Raw genomic sequence first — 19,157 nt, 5'->3', positions numbered from 1 at the left:
GTTATCCCTCTTACAGCCCGCGGGCCACGGCCTTGTCGATCAGCCAGTTCAGCGACGGGCCACGGTCGCTGTTGACGGCGGCCGGGCGGCCGGCGAGCTCGGCTGGCAGGCCTTCGTCGGGCTGGATCTGCACACGGATGTCGGACGCCAGGTTGTCGGTGTCCAGGCTCGAGCTGCCGACGATCTTGCCGCTGCGCACGTCGTCTTCGCCGGCGACCTGGAAGTTGACCCGGGTGCCGGGCTTCACTTCATCGAACTGGCGGTAGCTGAAGCGCGCCTCGATGGTCGGGGTGCTGGTACGCGGGATCAGCGCGAACACCGGCTGGCCCTTGCTGGCGTACTGGCCGTCGTCCACCAGCTGGCGCGAGACCACGCAATCGCAGGGGCTGGTGAGGGTGCCGGAGAGTTGCTTGCCGAACAGCTCCTCGACCTTGGCCGGCTCCAGTTGCGAGTCGTCCAGGTGGCCCTTGAGCAGGTCGAGCATGCTGGTGTTGAAGGTCGCCAGCGGCGCGCCCTTGGCCACGCTGGTTCCGCTTTGCACCAGGCTCTGCAGGCTGCCGTCGCGGGGCATGGTGACATTTGTGGTGGGCACCGCGACCACGCCGGCCTCGGCATGGCTGACGAAGTACAGGCCATACAGCGACTTGGCGACGAAGCCGAAGGCTACCAGGCCAATGGCGAACACCCCGGCGGTGACGGTGACCGCGCGCAGGCGGCCAAAGGCCGACAGACCGGAGCCACCGTCCTTCTGCTTGCGCGCCTTGGTGAAGTTGTCTCGCTGCAGGGTACTGAGCACGTCGCCGACGCTGATCAGCTCGCCGGACAGGTGGCTGGTGATGATATGGCGCAGGGTGGCGATGTCGCGTGGCTCGAGGTTCTGGAACTCGGTGCCGATGCGCCCGCTCTGGGCATCGCTGGTGCGCACCAGCAGCTCGACGTCCATCGACAGGCCGAGGTTGTCGACCACGAACTGCAGGCGGCCGCGCAGCACTTCGCCTTCGGCCAGGGGCTTCTTGGCATGGAAGGACAGGCCCCCGGCGGACAGGTCGTCAACCTTCACCTCGTGCGGCTCGCGGTTGCCATCCAGGTAGCGCAGTTTGGCGGGAATGCGCACCCGGGCATGCTGGCGCTGCGCTTCGGATTCATGCACGACGTTGACGTTCACGGCGGTATTCATGGCGATATTCGTTCCTGTTATCCGATCCGGGGGCTCACACGACCATGAACAGCACGGCGACGAAGATGCTCGCGGCCGAAAAGGTCATGGTCCGCGAGGACCAGGTGTTGAACCATTGTTGAAAACTTGCGAGGTCGCGCTTGAGGGCAGTGGGCTGGCGGGTCCAGGACTGCTTGTCGAGGCGGAAGAACACGTAGATCTTCATCACTGCGCCGACGATCTGGTTGTAATAGAGAATCAGCGGGTAGGCCGGCCCGACGTTGTGCCCCGAGCACAGCAGCATGATGGTGAGGATCAGGCGGGTGATGCCGATCCACAGCAGGTACACCAGCAGGAACTGCAGGCCGAACTTGAAGCTGGCGATCACCGCCACGGTCAGGCCCAGCAGGCTGGTCCACATCGACACGCGCTGGTCGAGCAGCACGATGCTGGTGAACAGCCCCAGGCGCTTGAGACCCAGGCCCAGGGCGCGGGAGTTCTGCCGCAGGTTGTTGCCGTACCAGCGGTACATCAGCTTGCGGCTGGCCTTGACGAAGCTTTTCTCCGGCGGGTGCTCGACCGTGTTGATCGCCGCATCCGGCACGTAGAAGGTGTCGTAGCCCAGGCGCATCAGGCTGAACCAGCTGGACTTGTCGTCGCCGGTGAGGAACTTGAAGCGGCCCAGGCGCCAGTGCATCAGCGAGTCGCTTTCGACGTCGGCGATGAACTCGGGGTTGGTCACCACGCTTGCGCGGAACATCGACATGCGCCCGGTCATGGTCAGCACGCGCTTGCTCAGGGCCATCGAGCACATGTTGATGTGGCGCTGGGCGAAGCGCAGCTTGTGCCACTCGCTCATGATGTAGCCGCCGCGCACTTCGCAGAACTCGTTGGTGGTCAGGCCGCCGACGTTGGGGTAGAGCTTGAACCACGGCACGGTCTTGCGCACCACGCCTTCGGCGAGCACGGTGTCGCCGTCGATCACCGCGACCACGGCGTTCTCGTCCGGGAGCATTCGCGAGATGGCGCGGAAACCATAGGCCAGGCCGTCGCGCTTGCCGGTGCCGGCGATGCGCACGATGTCCAGGTGGACATGCGCGGGTGGGTTGTACTTGGCCCACAGGCTCTTGACCAGCAACTCGTCGGACTTCTCCACCAGCGAGCAGACCACCGTGGTCGGGAAGCCACAGTCGATCGCCTCGCGGATCACCGAGCTATACACCTGGGCGGTGGTCAGCGCATCGATGCGAAAGCTGGTGACCATCAGGTACACATGCGACGGGTCGGCGGCCTTGCCGAGCTTCTGCACCTTGCGGCGCAGGTACGGGTAGACCAGGTAGAGGAAGACCATGCCGCGGATGAAATGGGTGGCGCCCATGGAGTAGCGCCAGATGCCGACAGCGCCGACCAGGAAGATGAAGTGCTTCGACTGCGAATCGAAGATATCGCTGGGCAGGGCCAGGGCGATCAGCATGAGCAGGCTCATGTAGAGCAGCCAGCCGGCGCACTGCAACAGCACTGTCTGGAACCTTTGCATGTTCGGCATCCGTCGAGAATTCGGGGTGGGAAGGGCGGCGCGCTGGGGAGGGACGCGCCGCCCGACCGGGTTTACCAGCAGATGCCTTCGGTACGGCTGGTGGCGCAGGTCGGCTTGCTCATGAAGCCGACCAGGTCGATCACTTGCTTGCCGGCCGGCGCCTGCTGGGCCAGGGCACGGAATTTCTCGTCACGGTTGCCCAGCACGATGATGTCGGCGTCGTTCACCACCTGCTCGAAGTTGGCATTGAGCAAGGAGGACACATGCGGAATCTTCGATTCGATGTAGTCCTTGTTGGCGCCATGCACCCGGGCGTACTCGACGTTCTGGTCGTAGATGTCCAGCTGGTAGCCCTTGCCGATCAGACGCTCGGCCAGTTCCACCAGCGGGCTCTCGCGCAGGTCGTCGGTACCGGCCTTGAACGAAAGGCCCAGCAAGGCAACCTTGCGCTTGTCGTGGCTCTCGATGATGTCGAAGGCGTTCTGCACCTGGGATTCGTTGCTGCGCATCAGCGAATCGAGCAGCGGCGCCTTCACGTCCAGGCTCGAGGCGCGGTAGGTGAGGGCGCGCACGTCCTTGGGCAGGCACGAGCCGCCGAAGGCGAAGCCTGGGCGCATGTAGTACTGCGACAGGTTGAGCACCTTGTCCTGGCAGACCACCTCCATCACATCGCGACCATCGACGCCGACCGCCTTGGCGATGTTGCCGATCTCGTTGGCGAAAGTGACCTTGGTGGCGTGCCAGACGTTGCAGGTGTACTTGATCATCTCGGCCACTTCGACCGGCTTGCGGATCACCGGCGCATCGAGCTCCTCGTACAGGGCTTGCAGCACGTCGCCGCTGGCGCTGTCCAGTTCTCCGATGACGGTCATCGGTGGCTGGTCGTAGTCCTTGATCGCGGTGCTTTCACGCAGGAACTCGGGGTTGACCGCCACGCCGAAATCGACACCGGCCTTCTTGCCCGAGCAGTCTTCGAGGATCGGGATCACCACGTTCTTGACGGTGCCCGGCAGCACGGTGCTGCGCACCACGACGGTGTGGCGGCTGGCCTTGTCGCGCAGCACATAGCCGATTTCACGGCACACCGACTCGATGTACTCCAGGCCCAGGTCGCCGTTTTTCTTGCTTGGGGTGCCCACGCAGATCATCGACACGTCGCTGGCGCGGATGGCTTCGGCGAAGTCGGTGGTACCGCGCAGACGGCCATTGGCGATGCCCTGTTGCAGCAGTTCTTCCAGGCCTGGCTCGACGATGGGCGACTTGCCCTTGTTGATCAGGTCGATCTTGGTGCTGGAGACATCCACACCAATCACTTCGTGGCCTCGTGCCGACAGGCAACCTGCACAGACTGCACCCACATAACCCAAACCAAAGATGCTGATACGCATCGCATTCACCTCATGTGTTTATCACGCCAGCCCTTCAGCGAAGAGCCGACTGGGTTGATTGACCAGCAGTTTTCGGGCGCACGGATCCATGGCGAATTGACACTTCACCGAACGCAGGCATGAATAAATCCGGAGCGCATAAATCGATGCACTCAAAGTTGGCAGTCAAAGGCCAGTATTAAAAAGGCGTGCCCTGAAATGCAGCCGTCTTTATTGCAATTCAAACTTGGTGAATTGCTGTGCTTGTTCTTTCAATTGGAAAAACCTTTTGAAATCAACCACTAGGACGATTCGTAAGGGGCGCGTCTCTCCTTCGGGGCAGGGCCTTCGGCGGTCACCGTTGCGCTGCCTGACTTATTGGGGCTAAGGGTGGATACCCTTCAGCTGTCACCTGTAAGTCATTTCTCACGACCAGCGCTTGAAACTCGTTACGGGTGCTATGAGCCATGGGCCGTAGTAGAAGTTCCGGCGTGGGTTCGGCGTCGATGAAAGATTTCTAAATATTTTTTCAGTGGAAAATACTTTCATATTGATAGCACCCCACAGTTTCACTCCCGTATATAAAGGGCGAAAACGAGGCGGGATGGTTATATGCCAGCATGGGAAATTTTTTTTCAAAATTCGTCAAAAAACTACGAACGGTCTTATGGCATTTTGCGATAAAGGTATGGGTGGTGGGTTTTTGGCGGCGGGAATTTGGCTTTTTTGGGGTGTTGCGAGGGTGCCCTGTTGCGGGGCTGCGGGTCGGAAGTGCTGGGGGCGCTTTGCGCCCCTATCGCGACACAAGGCCGCTCCTACAGGAGGTTGCGGTCCCTTGTAGGAGCGGCCTTGTGTCGCGATGGGCTGCAAAGCGGCCCCAAGGGCCATCAGCCTTCGGCGTGATCGCGCAGGAACACCAGGTGGTCCGGCTTGGACTGCTCGGCGCTGTAGTAGTAGCCCTGCACGTCGAAGCGCTTGAGCTGCTCGGGGTCGTTGATGCGCTCCTGGATCACGAAGCGGCTCATCATCCCGCGGGCCTTCTTGGCGTAGAAGCTGATGATCTTGTACTGGCCGTTCTTCAGGTCCTTGAAGTCGACATCGATCACTCGCGCCTGCAACGCGCTCTTTTTCACCGCGCTGAAGTACTCGTTGCTGGCCAGGTTGAGCAGCACGTCGTCACCCTGGTCGGCCAGGGCCTGGTTCAGCCATTCGCTGATGCGCGTGCCCCAGAAGGCATACAGGTCCTTGCCGCGGGCGTTGGCCAGCTTGGTGCCCATTTCCAGGCGATAGGGTTGCATCAGGTCCAGCGGGCGCAGCAGGCCGTACAGGCCGGACAGCATGCGCAGGTGCTCCTGGGCGTAGCTGAAATCGTCTTCGCCCAGGGTTTCGGCGTTCAGCCCGGTGTACACGTCGCCCTTGAACGCCAGCAACGCCTGTTTGGCGTTGGCCGGGGTGAAGTCTGGGGTCCAGCTGCCGAAGCGCGCGGCGTTGAGCCCTGCGAGCTTGTCGGACAGGTGCATCAGCTCGGCGATCTGCGCCGGGGTCAGCTCACGCAGTTGCACGATCAGTTCCTGGGAGTCGTCCAGGTACTGCGGCAGGGTGTGGCGCTGGGTGACCGGCGGGGTGTCGTAGTCGAGGGTCTTGGCGGGGGAAATCACCGTCAGCATCGGGTCGGCTCCTGTAGTCGTCGGGCAATTCTACGGGCCTGGCGAAGCAAGTCCAAACTATGGCGACGATAGTCACGGAACATCGCCTGGGCTCGCGCTATAGTGCGCGCCATGCTTTCAAGGAGAATGCCCACCGTGCGTATCGCGTTTGCCCTGTTCGCCGGGCTGTTGAGCCTGGGCGCGCAGGCCGCCCCGGCGGATTTCGTCAGTTTCGACCGCGGCCTGTGGCCGGAGCAGTTGGACAGCCCGGCGCTGTTCGATGTGGCGTCGCGTGCCGAGATCCTCTCGTTTGCCCGGGTGCTGCATGAAAGCGAGATGCTCGACGAGCAGGCACTGACCACGCGCCTGGGGTTACGCCAGATCAACCTGCCGGTGGTTCGCGCCGTGCGCGCGCGAATGTGGCAACGCTTGTGGAGCAGCTACCAGCAGGCGCAACACAGCTGCGAACAGGACGCGTCGTTCTGCTACCCGGTGGCTTCGATGGCCGACTTGCGTACCCAGGCTGCCACGTTCGCCACTGATGTCGGCACGTTCTATACCGATTGGGTCGAACCCAGTCATCAGTTCCATGCTCGCTACCTGGACGAGCAGCTGCGCAAGGCCGCGCTATTTCCGCAGACCACCAGCGAAGTGGAAAAGCTCTCCGGGCGCGAACGCAATGGCGAGGAACTCAATGACCGGATATTCCTGCTGACCTTCGTTGGCGGGCCTGGGCCCGAGGGGGGCAGCAGTGACCAGATGGCTGATTACCTGCGCCGGCAGAAACTCGACGCAATCTTCTTCGTGTTGGGTAACCGCCTGCAACAGCGGCGGGACGCGGGGCCGGTGGTGCCGCTGTATGCCGGGCAATGCGTGGGTATCCAGGGCTGGGAATACCGCTCCCATGCCCAGTGGCAGGGGTGGCAGGACTCGCTGCGGCGCAGCCAGGCGCGGGTGCAGGCGGATTTGCCTGAGCAGTACGTGCCGTTGTTCCGCCCACCTTATGGGCAGCGTCGGGCCGATGGCGAGAAGTTCATGGCCAGCCAGCAGTTGCAGGTTTCGTTGTGGGATATCGATGCCCAGGACGACGGCCCGCTGAGCGCCGAGGCGTCGGCGCAGCGGGTGCTGACCTTGATGTTGCTGTGGCGCAAGGGGGTGATCCAGTTCCGCGACAGCCAGCCCAAGGCGCAGCCGGCGCTGGAGTGGTTGTTGCAGCACACGGCGCAGAGCGGGATTGGCTGGGAGGATTGCCGGGAATATGGGCGGCGAGAGTAGGTTGTCCACCCCAAACACCGCCACCTGATCCTTGAGCGTAGTCCCCTGCGCCGCGCGCGCCAAGGCCTGTTCGTCAATCCGAAAAATAAACTTCACCCAAGCGTAAAAAGTCTTTTTTTGGTCATGGTTTTTGCGGTATCAAGGAGCCAGACAGCCGAATCCTGCAGCACAGGTGGCGTCATCCACGCCCCTCGCCAGGTGAGCTCCCCGCCCGTAACAACGCGGATACGGGGAGAACGGCAGTCACTCTGCGGCGCAGCCGTATGCGCCGTGTGGCTTTCACATAAGGTGACCGAGTATGGATGACCAAGGACGCACCGCTTCCTCCACCCAGCCAATCCTGTATGTGCTCGATACCAACGTCCTGATTCACGACCCCAACGCCCTGCTCAACTTCGAGGAGCACCACGTCGCCATACCGATGACGGTGCTGGAGGAACTCGACAAGCTCAAGACCGGTAAACACACCATCGCCGCCGAATGTCGCCAGGCCATCCGCCTGATCGACCAGACCCTCGGCGATGCCTCGCCCAGCGATGTCGAGCAGGGCGTGCCGATCCAGCGTGGCAAGAGCGGGCCCAAGGGCTTCCTGTCCATCCTCATGAGCACGCGCAACGAACCCAACCGCCTGCTCCCCGAGAACCTCGCCGACAACATCATCATCAACCAGCTGCTCGACCTGCGCGCCAAACGCCCGGACCTGGACGTGGTGCTGGTCACCAAAGACATCAACATGCGCCTGAAGGCGCGCGCCTGTGGGATCGCCGCCGAAGACTACAGCACCGACCAACTGGTCGATGATGTTTCCTTGCTGTCCAAGGGCTATCACTCGGTAACCGGTTCGTTCTGGGACCGGGTCAGCAAGGTCGACACCCGCCAGGAGCGCGGTCGCACCTGGCATCGGGTGCAGATGATCGACAACCTGCCGGCGGTGCACATCAACGAGTTCATCATCGACGAACAGGGCTTCGTCGGCTGGATCAAGGGGATTCGCGACAACGAACTGCTGCTGCTCGACCTGCACCAGGAACCGCTGCTGCACCAGGAGGCCTGGGGCCTGAAGCCGCGTGACATCCACCAGAGCCTGGCGCTGTTCGCCTTGCTCGACCCGGATATCCACCTGGTCAACCTGACCGGCGCCGCCGGCTCCGGCAAGACCATCCTGGCGCTGGCCGCGGCCATCGAGCAGACCATGGTCAGCAAGCGCTACCGGCGCATCATCGCCACCCGCAGCGTGCAGGGGCTGGACCAGGAGATCGGCTTCCTGCCAGGCACCGAGGCGGAGAAGATGGAGCCTTGGCTGGGTGCGATCACCGACAACCTCGAAGCCTTGCACATGGATGACGAGAGCACCCACGGCAGTGTCGAGTACATTCTCGAAAGGGTGCCGCTGCAGTTCAAGTCGCTGAACTACATCCGCGGGCGCAGCTTCCAGCAGAGCCTGATCCTGATCGACGAGTGCCAGAACCTCACGCCGCACCAGATGAAAACCATCATCACCCGTGCCGGGGCCGGCTCGAAGGTGGTCTGTCTGGGCAACCTGGCGCAGATCGACACCCCGTACCTGTCGGCCACCAGTTCCGGGTTGACCTACCTCACCGAACGCTTCAAGGACTTCCCTCACGGGGTTCATATCACCCTGCAGGGCGTGCCACGCTCGGTACTGGCCGAGTACGCCGAGTCGCACCTGTAACACCGAACCGCTTGTTCGCCGGCAAGCCGGCTCCTACGTGATTGCGTAGGAGCCGGCTTGCCGGCGAACGGGCCGGTGCGTCGAAATACCCCTCTGCTCAAACCTGACCCACAGGTTTACACTCTGTACTCCCTTCACAGGAGCAGAGCTGTGCTGACTCATCTTGATTCCCAGGGGCGCGCCAACATGGTCGACGTCACTGAAAAGGCCGTGACCGCCCGCGAGGCGCTTGCCGAGGCACGGGTGCGCATGTTGCCGGACACCTTGCGCATGATCGTCGATGGCCAACACCCCAAGGGCGATGTGTTCGCCGTGGCGCGCATCGCCGGTATCCAGGCGGCGAAGAAAACCAGCGACCTGATCCCGCTGTGCCACCCGCTGATGCTTACCAGCGTCAAGGTCGAGCTGGTCGCCGAGGGCGAGGACGTGGTGCATATCGTCGCCCGTTGCAAGCTGGCCGGGCAGACCGGCGTTGAAATGGAGGCCCTGACCGCCGCCAGCGTTGCCGCGCTGACCCTCTACGACATGTGCAAGGCGGTGGACAAGGGCATGGTCATCGAGCAGGTGCGTCTGCTGGAGAAGACCGGCGGCAAGAGCGGGCACTACAAGGTGGAGGGGTGATGAAGGTCAAGGTCATGTATTTCGCCCGCTATCGTGAATTGCTGGGCGTCGATGGCGAGCGCCTGGAGGGCGATTTCAAGGTGCTGGCCGATGTGCGCCAGGCCCTGGTGGACAAGGGCGGGCAGTACGCGGTGCTGGCCGAGCAGAACCTGATGTGCGCGCGTAACGAAGAGCTGTGCCGGCTCGGCGAAGCGCTGGGGGAGGGTGACGAGATCGCGTTCTTCCCGCCGGTGACTGGAGGTTGAGCATGAGCGTACGGGTACAGGAAGCGGCGTTCGACCCAGGTCTTGAGGTCAACGCCATGCACGCCGCCAATGTCGGCGTGGGCGCGGTGGCCAGCTTTGTCGGCTATGTGCGCGACTTCAACGATGGCTTGGAGGTGGCGGGGATGTTCCTCGAGCACTACCCGGGCATGACCGAGAAGGCCCTGGGCAAGATCGTGGTCGAGGCCGAAGGGCGCTGGCCGCTGCTCAAGGTCGAGGTACTGCACCGTATCGGCGCCCTGGAGCCGGGCGAACCGATCGTCTTTGTCGGCGTGGCCAGCGCGCATCGGCAGGCAGCGTTCGATGCCTGCAACTTCATCATGGACTACCTGAAGACCCGGGCGCCGTTCTGGAAGAAGGAGAATACCCAGGAAGGGCCGCGTTGGGTGGATGGGAAGCAGAGCGACCAGGATGCCGCAGGGCGCTGGGAGTCTTAGGCTAAGGCCGCTCTCTGTAGGAGCGGCCTTGTGTCGCGATAGGGCCGCCTCGCGGCCCCGGATCTCAGCATTGATGCAGATGTTGCCGGGGCCGCTTTGCGGCCCTTTTCGCGGCACGAGGCTGCTGCTACAGGGAGGTGGGCTGCCTTGAAGATCAGTGATGCTTGCGCGGCACGGGCTTCAACAGCTCGTCCGGCGGCATCTCGCACTTGATCTTGCGTCCCAGCAGCTCCTCGATCGCCGGCAACTGGTAGGAGTCGTCCTCGCCGGCAAAGCTGATCGACACGCCGCTGGTGCCCGCGCGGCCGGTACGGCCGATACGGTGCACGTAGTCGTCCGGGTCTTCCGGCAGGGTGAAGTTGATCACGTGGCTGATGCCGTCGATATGGATGCCACGGCCGGCCACGTCGGTGGCCACCAGCACGGTGATGCGCCCTTCACGGAAGCTCTCCAGGGTGCGGATACGCTTGTGCTGCGGCACGTCGCCCGACAGCTGGGCGGCGTTGATGCCGTCACGCACCAGTTTTTCCTCGATGCGCCGCACCTCGTCCTTGCGGTTGGCGAACACCATCACCCGTTCCCATTTGTTCTGCGTGACCAGGTTGTACAGCAACTTGTACTTGTCGCTGCCGGCCACGGCGTAGACGTGTTGTTCGACGGTCTCGCTGGCGACGTTCTCCGGCTCGATCTCGACAATGGCCGGGTTGGTGGTCCACTGCTTGGCCAGGTTCATCACATCGTCGGTGAAGGTGGCGGAGAACAGCAGGGTCTGGCGTTCGCTCTTGGGCGGCGTCTGGCGGATGATCTGGCGGACCTGGGGGATGAAGCCCATGTCGAGCATGCGGTCGGCCTCGTCCAGCACCATCACCTCGACCATGTCCAGGTGCACTTCGCCGCGCTGGTTGAAGTCCAGCAGGCGGCCCGGGGTGGCTACCAGGATGTCGCAATGGCGCGCTTCCAGCGACTTGAGCTGCTTGTCGAAGTCCATGCCGCCGACAAAGCTCATCACGTTCAGGCCGCTGTACTTGGTCAGGGCCTGGGCGTCCTTGGCTATCTGCACCACCAGCTCGCGGGTCGGGGCGATGATCAGCGCCCGCGGCTCGCCCATGTAGCGCTCCTTGGGCGGTGGCGTCTGCTGCAGCTGGGAAATGATCGAGATCAGGAACGCGGCAGTCTTGCCGGTGCCGGTCTGGGCCCGGCCGATGGCGTCCTGGCCGCGCAGCGTATAGCCGAGCACCTGAGCCTGGATCGGCGTGCAGTAGGGGAAGCCGAGGTCGTGGATGGCGTGCATCAGCTCGTTGGAGAGCTTGAAGTCGTGGAAGCGGGTCTTGCCTTCCTGCGGCTCGACGACGAAATCCTCCGGCTTCCACAGGCTCGCCTGCGGCTTGGGCTTGCGTTCGCGGCGTGGTTTGTCCTTGGCGGGCGATTCGGCGTCTGGCGGTTGGGCGACCTGGACGGCGGCTTTTGGCTCGGCCTTGGCCTTGGGCGCAGGCTTTGGCCTTGGTTTGCTGGCCTGGCGTTCTGGCGCCTGGGCGGCGGCCGGCTGTGGAGCCGGCTCGGGTTGGGACGCGGCGATGGGCGGTGCGGCGTCACCTTTGGCGAATATTTTCTTGAGTGCCTTGAGCACGGTCGTCTCGTCAACTGGTTAAGGAATGTACGCCGGGCAGTGTAATGCAAGAATCGGGCGCGGCGTAGTGCAATGCGGGCTGGGCTACAGAATCACTGCAATTGGCGGCTCAGCCAGTCGTGGATATCCGTCAACTCCTCGACCACCACTTCGTGTTCCATCGGGTACTCATGCCACTGGGCGGCCACACCCCAAGTATTGAGGTACTCGAATGCCGTGCGGCCCATCGAGGGGATCACCACCGGGTCGTGCACGCCGTGCAGACACAACGCCGGGGTGCGCTGCTGGCAGGCACTCAGTTGCTGCGCGTCGCTGAAAGTGGGCGCGTAGGTGGAGAGGGCGATAACCCCGCCCAACGCTTCCTGCCACTTTATATAAGCAGTGTGCAGCACCACCGCACCGCCCTGGGAAAACCCGGCGAGGAAGATGCGCGACAAGTTGATGCCCTTGGCCTGTTCGGCCTTGATCAGGGCGATCACCTGGTCGGCGGACTCTTCCAACTGCGCCTCGTCGATGGCCCGTGCCGGGGTCATGGCCTTGATGTCGTACCAGCTGGGCATCTGGTAGCCGCCGTTGATAGTCACCGGGCGCGTCGGCGCCTGGGGCATGATGAAACGGGTGCTGAGCAGGCGCTCCTGCATGAATTCAGCTACCGGTAGGAAGTCGTAACGGTCCGCCCCCAGGCCGTGCAACCAGATCACACAGGCGTCGGCGGTTTTCTGCGGTTCGAGAATCAGCGGTTGGGTCATGACTGCTCCGAAAAAGTGCTGGCGTACTGATGTGGTGCGTAAAAACAAGGCATTACAGGTTAATGCCAGAAAAAGATGTCGCAACTCTACAACTTTTCCTACTTGACTCACGCTTAATCGCTTAAGCCTTCGACTGTGGTACGCGCTTTGCTATGTCCTTGGCATGCGCAGAGGTGGACCTTCGCGGTAACACCCTTCGTATGGATTGAAGGCTGTCACAGAACAGCCCATTGCGCCATTGACCCAAAAACAAGCCAACCAGGGGTCGGATGCGCCTCATAAGGGTGCGGTGCAATTCCGGCTCATACAACAAGAGCGATTTGGAGGTTGTTGATGAAGATGTTGAAAACCACGCTGGCAGTCCTGACCGCCGCCGCCGCGCTGGGCGCCACCAGTTTCGCCCAGGCCGGCGCCACCCTCGATGCGGTGAAGAAGAAGGGTTTCGTCCAGTGTGGCGTGAGCGACGGCCTCCCAGGCTTCTCGGTGCCTGACGCCCAGGGCAAGATCGTCGGCATCGACGCCGATGTCTGCCGCGCCGTGGCCGCCGCGGTGTTCGGCGACGCCACCAAGGTCAAGTTCAGCCAGCTCAACGCCAAGGAACGCTTCACCGCGCTGCAGTCCGGCGAAGTCGACGTGCTGTCGCGCAACACCACCTGGACCAGCTCGCGCGACGCCGGCATGGGCCTGGTGTTCGCCGGTGTCACCTACTACGACGGTGTCGGTTTCCTGGTCAACAAGAAGCTCGGCGTCTCCAGCGCCAAGGAACTCGATGGCGCCACCATCTGCATCCAGGCCGGTACCACTACCGAGTTGAACGTCTCGGACTTCTTCCGCGCCAACAACCTCAAGTACACCCCGATCACCTTCGACACCTCCGACGAGAGCGCCAAGTCGCTGGAATCCGGCCGTTGCGACGTGCTCACCTCGGACAAGTCGCAGCTGTTCGCCCAGCGCTCCAAGCTGGCCGCGCCGACCGAGTACGTGGTACTGCCGGAAACCATCTCCAAGGAGCCTCTGGGCCCGGTGGTGCGCAAGGGCGACGAGGAGTGGTTCAGCATCGTCAAGTGGACCCTGTTCGCCATGCTCAACGCCGAGGAGGCCGGTATCACCTCGAAGAACGTCGAGGCCGAGGCCAAGTCCACCAAGAACCCGGACAACGCCCGCCTGCTGGGTGCTGACGGCGAGTACGGCAAGGACCTCAAGCTGCCCAAGGACTGGGTGGTGCAGATCGTCAAGCAAGTCGGCAACTATGGCGAAGTGTTCGAGAAGAACCTGGGCCAGAGCACCGACCTGAAGATCGACCGTGGCATGAACGCCCTGTGGAACAACGGCGGCATCCAGTACGCGCCACCGGTGCGCTGATGGCTGCACCCCGCGACGGCATCCTGCCGTCGCGGGTCGTTCGAATCCCTTCTTTTCGGGGCACTTCATGCAAAATCAAATCGGCGCACGGAAAGGGTTTTCCCTGAGCGATCCACGTGTGCGCGCGTGGCTGTTCCAGATCGTCACGGTGGTGTTCGTGGCGGGCCTTGGCTGGTACCTGTTCCATAACACCCAGACCAACCTGCAACACCGGGGCATCACCTCGGGCTTCGACTTCCTCGAGCGCAGTGCCGGCTTCGGCATTGCCCAGCACCTGATCCCCTATGTGGAATCGGACAGCTACGCCCGGGTGTTCGTCATCGGCCTGCTCAACACCTTGCTGGTGACCTTCATCGGCATCGTCCTGGCCACCTTGCTGGGCTTCGTCATCGGCGTGGCGCGGCTGTCGCCGAACTGGATGATCAACAAGCTGGCGACGGTGTACGTGGAGACCTTCCGCAACATTCCACCGCTGCTGCAGATCCTGTTCTGGTACTTCGCCGTGTTCCTGACCCTGCCGGGGCCGCGGGGCAGCATCAATATCGACGACACCTTCTTCATCAGCAACCGTGGCTTGAACATGCCCGGCGCCTCGATGGCCGAGGGCTTCTGGCCGTTCGTGCTGGCGCTGGCGCTGGCGATCGTCGCCATCGTGGCGATGGTGCGCATGGCCAACAAGCGCTTCGACGAAACCGGCCAGCCGTTCCACAAGTTCTGGGTCGGCCTGCTGCTGTTGATCGGCATCCCCGGCGTGTGCGCGCTGCTGTTCGGCAGCCCGGTGCTCTGGGAAGTGCCGCAGCTCAAGGGCTTCAATTTCGTCGGTGGCTGGGTGCTGATCCCCGAGCTGCTGGCGCTGACCCTGGCGCTGACTATCTATACCGCGGCGTTCATCGCCGAGATCGTGCGCTCGGGTATCCGTTCGGTCAGCCACGGCCAGACCGAGGCGGCCCGTTCGCTGGGCCTGCGCGAAGGCCCGACGCTGCGCAAGGTGATCATTCCTCAGGCCTTGCGGGTGATCATCCCGCCGCTGACCAGCCAGTACCTGAACCTGGCGAAGAACTCGTCGCTGGCAGCCGGTATCGGCTACCCGGAGATGGTCTCGCTGTTCGCCGGTACCGTGCTCAACCAGACCGGCCAGGCCATCGAGGTGATCGCCATCACCATGAGCGTCTATCTCGCCATCAGCATCAGCATTTCGCTGTTGATGAACTGGTACAACAAGCGCATTGCGCTGATCGAACGGTGAGGGTCCTTCCGTGACAGCCCATGTTTTCAAACCCGACATGCCGCCACCGGTGAAGACCGTTGGCGTGCTCGCCTGGATGCGGGCCAACCTGTTCTCCAGCTGGCTCAACACCCTGCTGACCCTGTTCGCCCTGTACCTGGTATGGCTGATCGTGCCGCCGCTGGTGCAGTGGGCGTTCATCGACGCCAACTGGGTTGGCACCACCCGCGCCGACTGTACCAAGGAGGGCGCCTGCTGGGTGTTCATCCAGCAGCGCTTCGGCCAGTTCATGTATGGCTACTACCCGGCCGAACTGCGCTGGCGCGTCGACCTGACGGTGTGGCTCGCCGTGCTTGGCGCCGCGCCGCTGTTCATCAAGCGCTTCCCACGCAAGGCGGTATACGGCCTGGGCTTCCTGGTGCTGTACCCGATCCTGGCCTACATCCTGCTGCACGGCGGCGCGCTGGGCCTGGACACGGTACCCACCAGCCAATGGGGCGGCCTGATGTTGACCCTGGTGATCGCCACGGTCGGCATTGTCGGCGCGTTGCCACTGGGCATCCTGCTGGCGTTGGGGCGGCGCTCGAACATGCCGGCGGTGAAGGTGGTCTGCGTGACCTTCATCGAGTTCTGGCGCGGCGTGCCGCTGATCACCGTGTTGTTCATGTCCTCGGTGATGCTGCCGCTGTTCCTGCCCGAAGGCATGAGCTTCGACAAGCTGCTGCGGGCGATGATCGGCGTGATCCTGTTCCAGTCGGCGTACATCGCCGAGGTGGTGCGTGGCGGTCTGCAGGCCATCCCCAAGGGCCAGTACGAAGCCGCCGCGGCCATGGGCCTGGGCTACTGGCGGGCGATGGGCCTGGTGATCCTGCCCCAGGCGCTCAAGCTGGTGATCCCCGGCATCGTCAACACCTTCATTGCCTTGTTCAAGGACACCAGCCTGGTGATCATCATCGGCTTGTTCGACCTGCTCAACAGCGTCAAGCAGGCCGCGGCCGATCCGACCTGGCTGGGCATGGCGACCGAGGGCTATGTGTTCGCCGCCCTGGTGTTCTGGATTTTCTGTTTCGGTATGTCCCGCTACTCCATGCACCTGGAGCGCAAGCTGGACACTGGCCACAAGCGTTAGGAGTTTCGAAATGAGTGAAGCGATCAAGCAGCCTGCCGGCCCCGAAGGCATCATCCAGATGCAGGGCGTGAACAAGTGGTACGGCCAGTTCCATGTGCTCAAGGACATCAACCTCAACGTGCGCCAGGGCGAGCGTATCGTGCTGTGCGGGCCGTCGGGCTCGGGCAAGTCGACCACCATCCGCTGCCTCAACCGGCTGGAGGAACACCAGCAGGGGCGTATCGTCGTCGACGGCGTCGAGCTGACCAACGACCTCAAGCAGATCGAGGCGATCCGCCGCGAGGTGGGCATGGTGTTCCAGCACTTCAACCTGTTCCCGCATCTGAGCATCCTCGAGAACTGCACCCTGGCGCCCATGTGGGTGCGCAAGCTGCCGCGGCGCAAGGCCGAGGAAATCGCCATGCACTTCCTTGAGCGCGTGCGCATTCCGGAGCAGGCGCACAAGTACCCCGGGCAATTGTCCGGCGGTCAGCAGCAGCGCGTGGCGATTGCCCGGGCGTTGTGCATGAAGCCGAAGATCATGCTGTTCGATGAACCGACTTCGGCGCTGGACCCGGAGATGGTCAAGGAGGTGCTCGACACCATGGTCAGCCTGGCCGAGGACGGCATGACCATGCTCTGCGTGACCCACGAGATGGGCTTTGCCCGCACCGTGGCGAACCGGGTGATCTTCATGGACAAGGGCGAGATCGTCGAGCAGGCGGCGCCGGACGACTTCTTCGACCGGCCGCGCAGTGACCGGACCAGGCTGTTCCTGAGCCAGATCCTGCATTGAGGTAAAAGCGGTTCGCCGGCAAGCCGGCTCCTACGGGTATTAGGCGTAGGAGCGGGCTTGCCGGCGAAGCAGATGCTACTTCTCTTCCTTTGCGGCCACTGGCGCAGGCGGCGGCCGCAGCCCGACCTCGGCCACCAGCTTCAATTGCTGCCCATTACGCACCACCTCGATGGTGATCTTCTCGTTGGGCTTGATCCGCGCCACCTGGTTCATCGACTTGCGCCCGTCGCCGGCCGGCTCGCCATTGATGCTCAGAATCACATCGCCCAGCTGCAACCCGGCCCGCGCCGCTGGGCCATCGCGGAAGATCCCGGCGACGACGATGCCTGGGCGGCCCTGCATGCCGAACGACTCGGCCAACTCCTGGCTCAGCGGCTGCACCTCGATCCCCAGCCAGCCACGGATCACCTGGCCATGCTCGACAATCGACTTCATTATCTCCAAAGCCAGCTTGACCGGGATGGCGAAGCCGATGCCCTGGGAGCCGCCGGACTTGGAGAAGATCGCCGTGTTGATGCCCACCAGGTTGCCGTTGGCATCGACCAGTGCGCCGCCGGAGTTGCCCGGGTTGATCGCCGCGTCAGTCTGGATGAAGTCTTCGTAGTTGTTCAGGCCCAACTGGTTGCGGCCGGTGGCGCTGATGATGCCCATGGTCACGGTCTGGCCGACGCCGAACGGGTTGCCGATGGCCAGGGTGACGTCGCCGATGTGGATGCTGTCGGAGCGACCGATGGTGATCGCCGGCAGGTTCTTCAGGTCTATCTTCAGCACCGCCAGGTCGGTTTCCGGGTCGTTGCCGATCACCCGGGCCAGGGTCTCGCGGCCGTCCTTGAGGGCCACGACGATCTGGTCGGCGCCGCTGGTGACGTGGTTGTTGGTCAGCAGGTAGCCCTCGGGGCTCATGATCACCGCCGAGCCCAGGCTCGATTCCCAGCGTCGTTGCTTGGGCAGGTTGTCGCCGAAGAAGCGGCGGAACTGCGGGTCCTCGAACAGCGGGTGGGCGCTCTTGTTCACCACCTTGGTGGTGTACAGGTTGACCACGGCGGGCGCGGCGAGGGTCACCGCGTCGGCGTAGGACACCGGGCCCTGCATGATCTTCGTGGTTTGCGGCGCCTGTTGCAGGTTGACGTCCTGGCTGGGCAGGCCGACCCATTGCGGGAAGCGCTGGATGATCAGCAGGGCGATCAGCACGCCGGTGAGCAGGGGCCAGCCGAAATAACGCAGAGCCTTGAGCATGAATGAATCCTGGGAGTAGGGCGGGGGCCACCTCTGTGCGGCCCGGGGCGCAAGCGCGCGCGATCATACACGTGAACAAGGCGATCGGCGATGGTGTGGGTCCCCAGGCAGCTGCCGCCGGTTTCCCCTACGCCGGCGACGGCCCATAATGGCGGCCATTATAGGGCCTGGTGCCTGTCGCAACGCCGAATTCGAGGAGATTTTTCATGGCCGTCGCCCTCAACACCCTGGTCGAGGAAGCCGAGCGCTATCTGGGCAGCGCCAGGATCCCGGACTATTGCCCCAACGGCCTGCAGGTCGAGGGTCGCCCGCAGGTCAGCCGCATCGTCAGCGGCGTGACTGCCAGCCAGGCGCTGCTGGACGCCGCGGTCGAAGCCGAGGCCGACCTGGTACTGGTCCACCATGGCTATTTCTGGAAGGGCGAGAATCCGTGCATCACCGGCATCAAGCAGCGCCGTCTGAAAACCCTGCTCAAGCACGACATCAGCCTGCTGACCTTCCACCTGCCGCTGGACGTGCACCCGGAGGTGGGCAATAACGTGCAGCTGGCGCGCCAGCTGGACATCACCGTCGAAGGCCCGCTGGACCCGAACAACCCCAAGGTGGTCGGCCTGGTTGGCTCGTTGGCCGAGCCGCTGTCGGTGCGTGACTTCGCCCGGCGCGTGCAGGAGGCCCTGGGCCGCGAGCCGTTGGTGGTCGAGGGCGAGCAGATGATCCGCCGGGTTGGCTGGTGTACCGGCGGCGGGCAGGGCTATATCGACAATGCCATTGCCGCCGGGGTCGACTTGTTCATCAGTGGCGAGGCCTCCGAGCAGACCTTCCACAGTGCCCGGGAAAACGGCATCAGCTTCATCGCCGCCGGGCATCACGCCACCGAGCGCTACGGCGTGCAGGCGTTGGGTGATTACCTGGCGCGGCGGTTTGCCCTGGAGCACCTGTTCATCGATTGTCCGAATCCCATCTGAAAGCCGGCGGTTGACCCCGTAGGAGCCAGCCTTGCTGGCGAACCGGCGCCCATTCGCCAGCAAGGCTGGCTCCTACGAAAAAACCTGCGCCAAC

17 protein-coding genes are annotated in these 19,157 nt (G+C 63.3%); 10 read left to right on the top strand and 7 right to left on the bottom strand.

Annotation, left to right across the window (positions count from 1 at the left end; translation table 11 throughout):
• Positions 1 to 10 precede the first annotated feature (10 nt).
• The 4 genes from ACODS5_RS08390 to yaaA form a co-directional block, all read right to left on the bottom strand.
• Positions 11 to 1,177, bottom strand: coding sequence for a PilZ domain-containing protein (locus ACODS5_RS08390; RefSeq protein ID WP_489108382.1), 1,167 nt, complete (start codon positions 1,175 to 1,177; stop codon positions 11 to 13).
• Positions 1,178 to 1,211: 34 nt separating this feature from the next.
• Positions 1,212 to 2,693 carry a glycosyltransferase family 2 protein gene (locus tag ACODS5_RS08385; protein ID WP_134691143.1) on the bottom strand — a complete coding sequence of 494 codons (1,482 nt, stop codon included), beginning with the start codon at positions 2,691 to 2,693 and terminating at the stop codon, positions 1,212 to 1,214.
• 71 nt (positions 2,694 to 2,764) lie between these two features.
• Positions 2,765 to 4,081, bottom strand: coding sequence for a nucleotide sugar dehydrogenase (locus tag ACODS5_RS08380; RefSeq protein ID WP_134691141.1), 1,317 nt, complete (start codon positions 4,079 to 4,081; stop codon positions 2,765 to 2,767).
• 866 nt (positions 4,082 to 4,947) lie between these two features.
• Positions 4,948 to 5,727, bottom strand: coding sequence for a peroxide stress protein YaaA (gene yaaA / locus ACODS5_RS08375; RefSeq protein WP_134691139.1), 780 nt, complete (start codon positions 5,725 to 5,727; stop codon positions 4,948 to 4,950).
• A 135-nt stretch (positions 5,728 to 5,862) separates the two neighbouring features.
• Between yaaA and ACODS5_RS08370 the strand changes: the two genes are divergently transcribed.
• The 5 genes from ACODS5_RS08370 to moaE all read left to right on the top strand — a co-directional run bounded on the left by ACODS5_RS08370 (position 5,863) and on the right by moaE (position 9,995).
• Positions 5,863 to 6,981: a polysaccharide deacetylase family protein gene (locus tag ACODS5_RS08370; RefSeq protein WP_134691137.1), complete on the top strand. Its 1,119-nt coding sequence runs from the start codon at positions 5,863 to 5,865 to the stop codon at positions 6,979 to 6,981.
• A 298-nt stretch (positions 6,982 to 7,279) separates the two neighbouring features.
• The gene (locus ACODS5_RS08365; RefSeq protein WP_134691135.1) at positions 7,280 to 8,674 is read left to right on the top strand and encodes a PhoH family protein; all 1,395 of its coding nucleotides are present in this window, start codon (positions 7,280 to 7,282) and stop codon (positions 8,672 to 8,674) included.
• Between the two features lie 150 nt (positions 8,675 to 8,824).
• On the top strand, positions 8,825 to 9,295 hold the full coding sequence (moaC, locus tag ACODS5_RS08360; protein ID WP_134691133.1) for a cyclic pyranopterin monophosphate synthase MoaC: 471 nt from the start codon (positions 8,825 to 8,827) through the stop codon (positions 9,293 to 9,295).
• The gene (locus tag ACODS5_RS08355) at positions 9,295 to 9,540 is read left to right on the top strand and encodes a MoaD/ThiS family protein (protein WP_134691132.1); all 246 of its coding nucleotides are present in this window, start codon (positions 9,295 to 9,297) and stop codon (positions 9,538 to 9,540) included. Before moaC ends, ACODS5_RS08355 begins: the two co-directional genes overlap by 1 nt.
• Before the next feature lie 2 nt (positions 9,541 to 9,542).
• Complete coding sequence (gene moaE / locus ACODS5_RS08350) at positions 9,543 to 9,995, top strand: molybdopterin synthase catalytic subunit MoaE (RefSeq protein WP_489108381.1); 453 nt, start codon at positions 9,543 to 9,545, stop codon at positions 9,993 to 9,995.
• Positions 9,996 to 10,149: 154 nt separating this feature from the next.
• On the opposite strand, the gene rhlB is transcribed toward moaE, so the two are convergent.
• Entirely contained in the window at positions 10,150 to 11,622 is a 1,473-nt protein-coding gene (rhlB, locus tag ACODS5_RS08345) for an ATP-dependent RNA helicase RhlB (protein ID WP_134691128.1), read from the bottom strand.
• 92 nt (positions 11,623 to 11,714) lie between these two features.
• The gene (locus tag ACODS5_RS08340) at positions 11,715 to 12,371 is read right to left on the bottom strand and encodes an alpha/beta hydrolase (RefSeq protein ID WP_110700510.1); all 657 of its coding nucleotides are present in this window, start codon (positions 12,369 to 12,371) and stop codon (positions 11,715 to 11,717) included.
• Positions 12,372 to 12,704: 333 nt separating this feature from the next.
• On the opposite strand from ACODS5_RS08340, the gene ACODS5_RS08335 reads away from it, so the two are divergent.
• The 4 genes from ACODS5_RS08335 (at position 12,705) to ACODS5_RS08320 (ending at position 16,862) form a co-directional block, all read left to right on the top strand.
• Complete coding sequence (locus ACODS5_RS08335; RefSeq protein WP_134691124.1) at positions 12,705 to 13,733, top strand: amino acid ABC transporter substrate-binding protein; 1,029 nt, start codon at positions 12,705 to 12,707, stop codon at positions 13,731 to 13,733.
• A 67-nt stretch (positions 13,734 to 13,800) separates the two neighbouring features.
• Complete coding sequence (locus tag ACODS5_RS08330; RefSeq protein ID WP_134691122.1) at positions 13,801 to 14,979, top strand: amino acid ABC transporter permease; 1,179 nt, start codon at positions 13,801 to 13,803, stop codon at positions 14,977 to 14,979.
• Between the two features lie 10 nt (positions 14,980 to 14,989).
• Positions 14,990 to 16,087, top strand: a complete 1,098-nt coding sequence (locus ACODS5_RS08325; protein ID WP_489108380.1) for an amino acid ABC transporter permease — start codon at positions 14,990 to 14,992, stop codon at positions 16,085 to 16,087.
• A gap of 10 nt (positions 16,088 to 16,097) precedes the next feature.
• A complete protein-coding gene (locus ACODS5_RS08320; protein ID WP_134691119.1) occupies positions 16,098 to 16,862 on the top strand; it encodes an amino acid ABC transporter ATP-binding protein in 765 nt (254 codons plus the stop codon).
• 75 nt (positions 16,863 to 16,937) lie between these two features.
• Here the strand turns inward: ACODS5_RS08320 and algW are convergent, their stop codons facing one another.
• Complete coding sequence (algW, locus tag ACODS5_RS08315) at positions 16,938 to 18,098, bottom strand: Do family serine endopeptidase AlgW (RefSeq protein ID WP_134691117.1); 1,161 nt, start codon at positions 18,096 to 18,098, stop codon at positions 16,938 to 16,940.
• 206 nt (positions 18,099 to 18,304) lie between these two features.
• On the opposite strand from algW, the gene ACODS5_RS08310 reads away from it, so the two are divergent.
• Positions 18,305 to 19,063 carry a Nif3-like dinuclear metal center hexameric protein gene (locus ACODS5_RS08310; protein ID WP_134691115.1) on the top strand — a complete coding sequence of 253 codons (759 nt, stop codon included), beginning with the start codon at positions 18,305 to 18,307 and terminating at the stop codon, positions 19,061 to 19,063.
• Positions 19,064 to 19,157: the final 94 nt, after the last annotated feature.

The sequence above is a fragment of the Pseudomonas sp. FG47 genome, assembly GCF_057809115.1.
Note: the sequence above shows the minus strand (reverse complement) of the source record. Positions and strands in the feature narration are given on the sequence as shown.

Bases quoted from the DNA above. Each gene is read 5' to 3' on its own strand.
- ACODS5_RS08390 (WP_489108382.1), bottom strand. From the start codon at position 1,177: ATGAATACCGCCGTGAACGTCAACGTCGTGCATGAATCCGAAGCGCAG.
- ACODS5_RS08385 (WP_134691143.1), bottom strand. From the start codon at position 2,693: ATGCAAAGGTTCCAGACAGTGCTGTTGCAGTGCGCCGGCTGGCTGCTC.
- ACODS5_RS08380 (WP_134691141.1), bottom strand. From the start codon at position 4,081: ATGCGTATCAGCATCTTTGGTTTGGGTTATGTGGGTGCAGTCTGTGCA.
- yaaA (WP_134691139.1), bottom strand. From the start codon at position 5,727: ATGCTGACGGTGATTTCCCCCGCCAAGACCCTCGACTACGACACCCCG.
- ACODS5_RS08365 (WP_134691135.1), top strand. From the start codon at position 7,280: ATGGATGACCAAGGACGCACCGCTTCCTCCACCCAGCCAATCCTGTAT.
- ACODS5_RS08355 (WP_134691132.1), top strand. From the start codon at position 9,295: ATGAAGGTCAAGGTCATGTATTTCGCCCGCTATCGTGAATTGCTGGGC.
- moaE (WP_489108381.1), top strand. From the start codon at position 9,543: ATGAGCGTACGGGTACAGGAAGCGGCGTTCGACCCAGGTCTTGAGGTC.
- ACODS5_RS08340 (WP_110700510.1), bottom strand. From the start codon at position 12,371: ATGACCCAACCGCTGATTCTCGAACCGCAGAAAACCGCCGACGCCTGT.
- ACODS5_RS08335 (WP_134691124.1), top strand. From the start codon at position 12,705: ATGAAGATGTTGAAAACCACGCTGGCAGTCCTGACCGCCGCCGCCGCG.
- ACODS5_RS08330 (WP_134691122.1), top strand. From the start codon at position 13,801: ATGCAAAATCAAATCGGCGCACGGAAAGGGTTTTCCCTGAGCGATCCA.
- ACODS5_RS08320 (WP_134691119.1), top strand. From the start codon at position 16,098: ATGAGTGAAGCGATCAAGCAGCCTGCCGGCCCCGAAGGCATCATCCAG.
- algW (WP_134691117.1), bottom strand. From the start codon at position 18,098: ATGCTCAAGGCTCTGCGTTATTTCGGCTGGCCCCTGCTCACCGGCGTG.
- ACODS5_RS08310 (WP_134691115.1), top strand. From the start codon at position 18,305: ATGGCCGTCGCCCTCAACACCCTGGTCGAGGAAGCCGAGCGCTATCTG.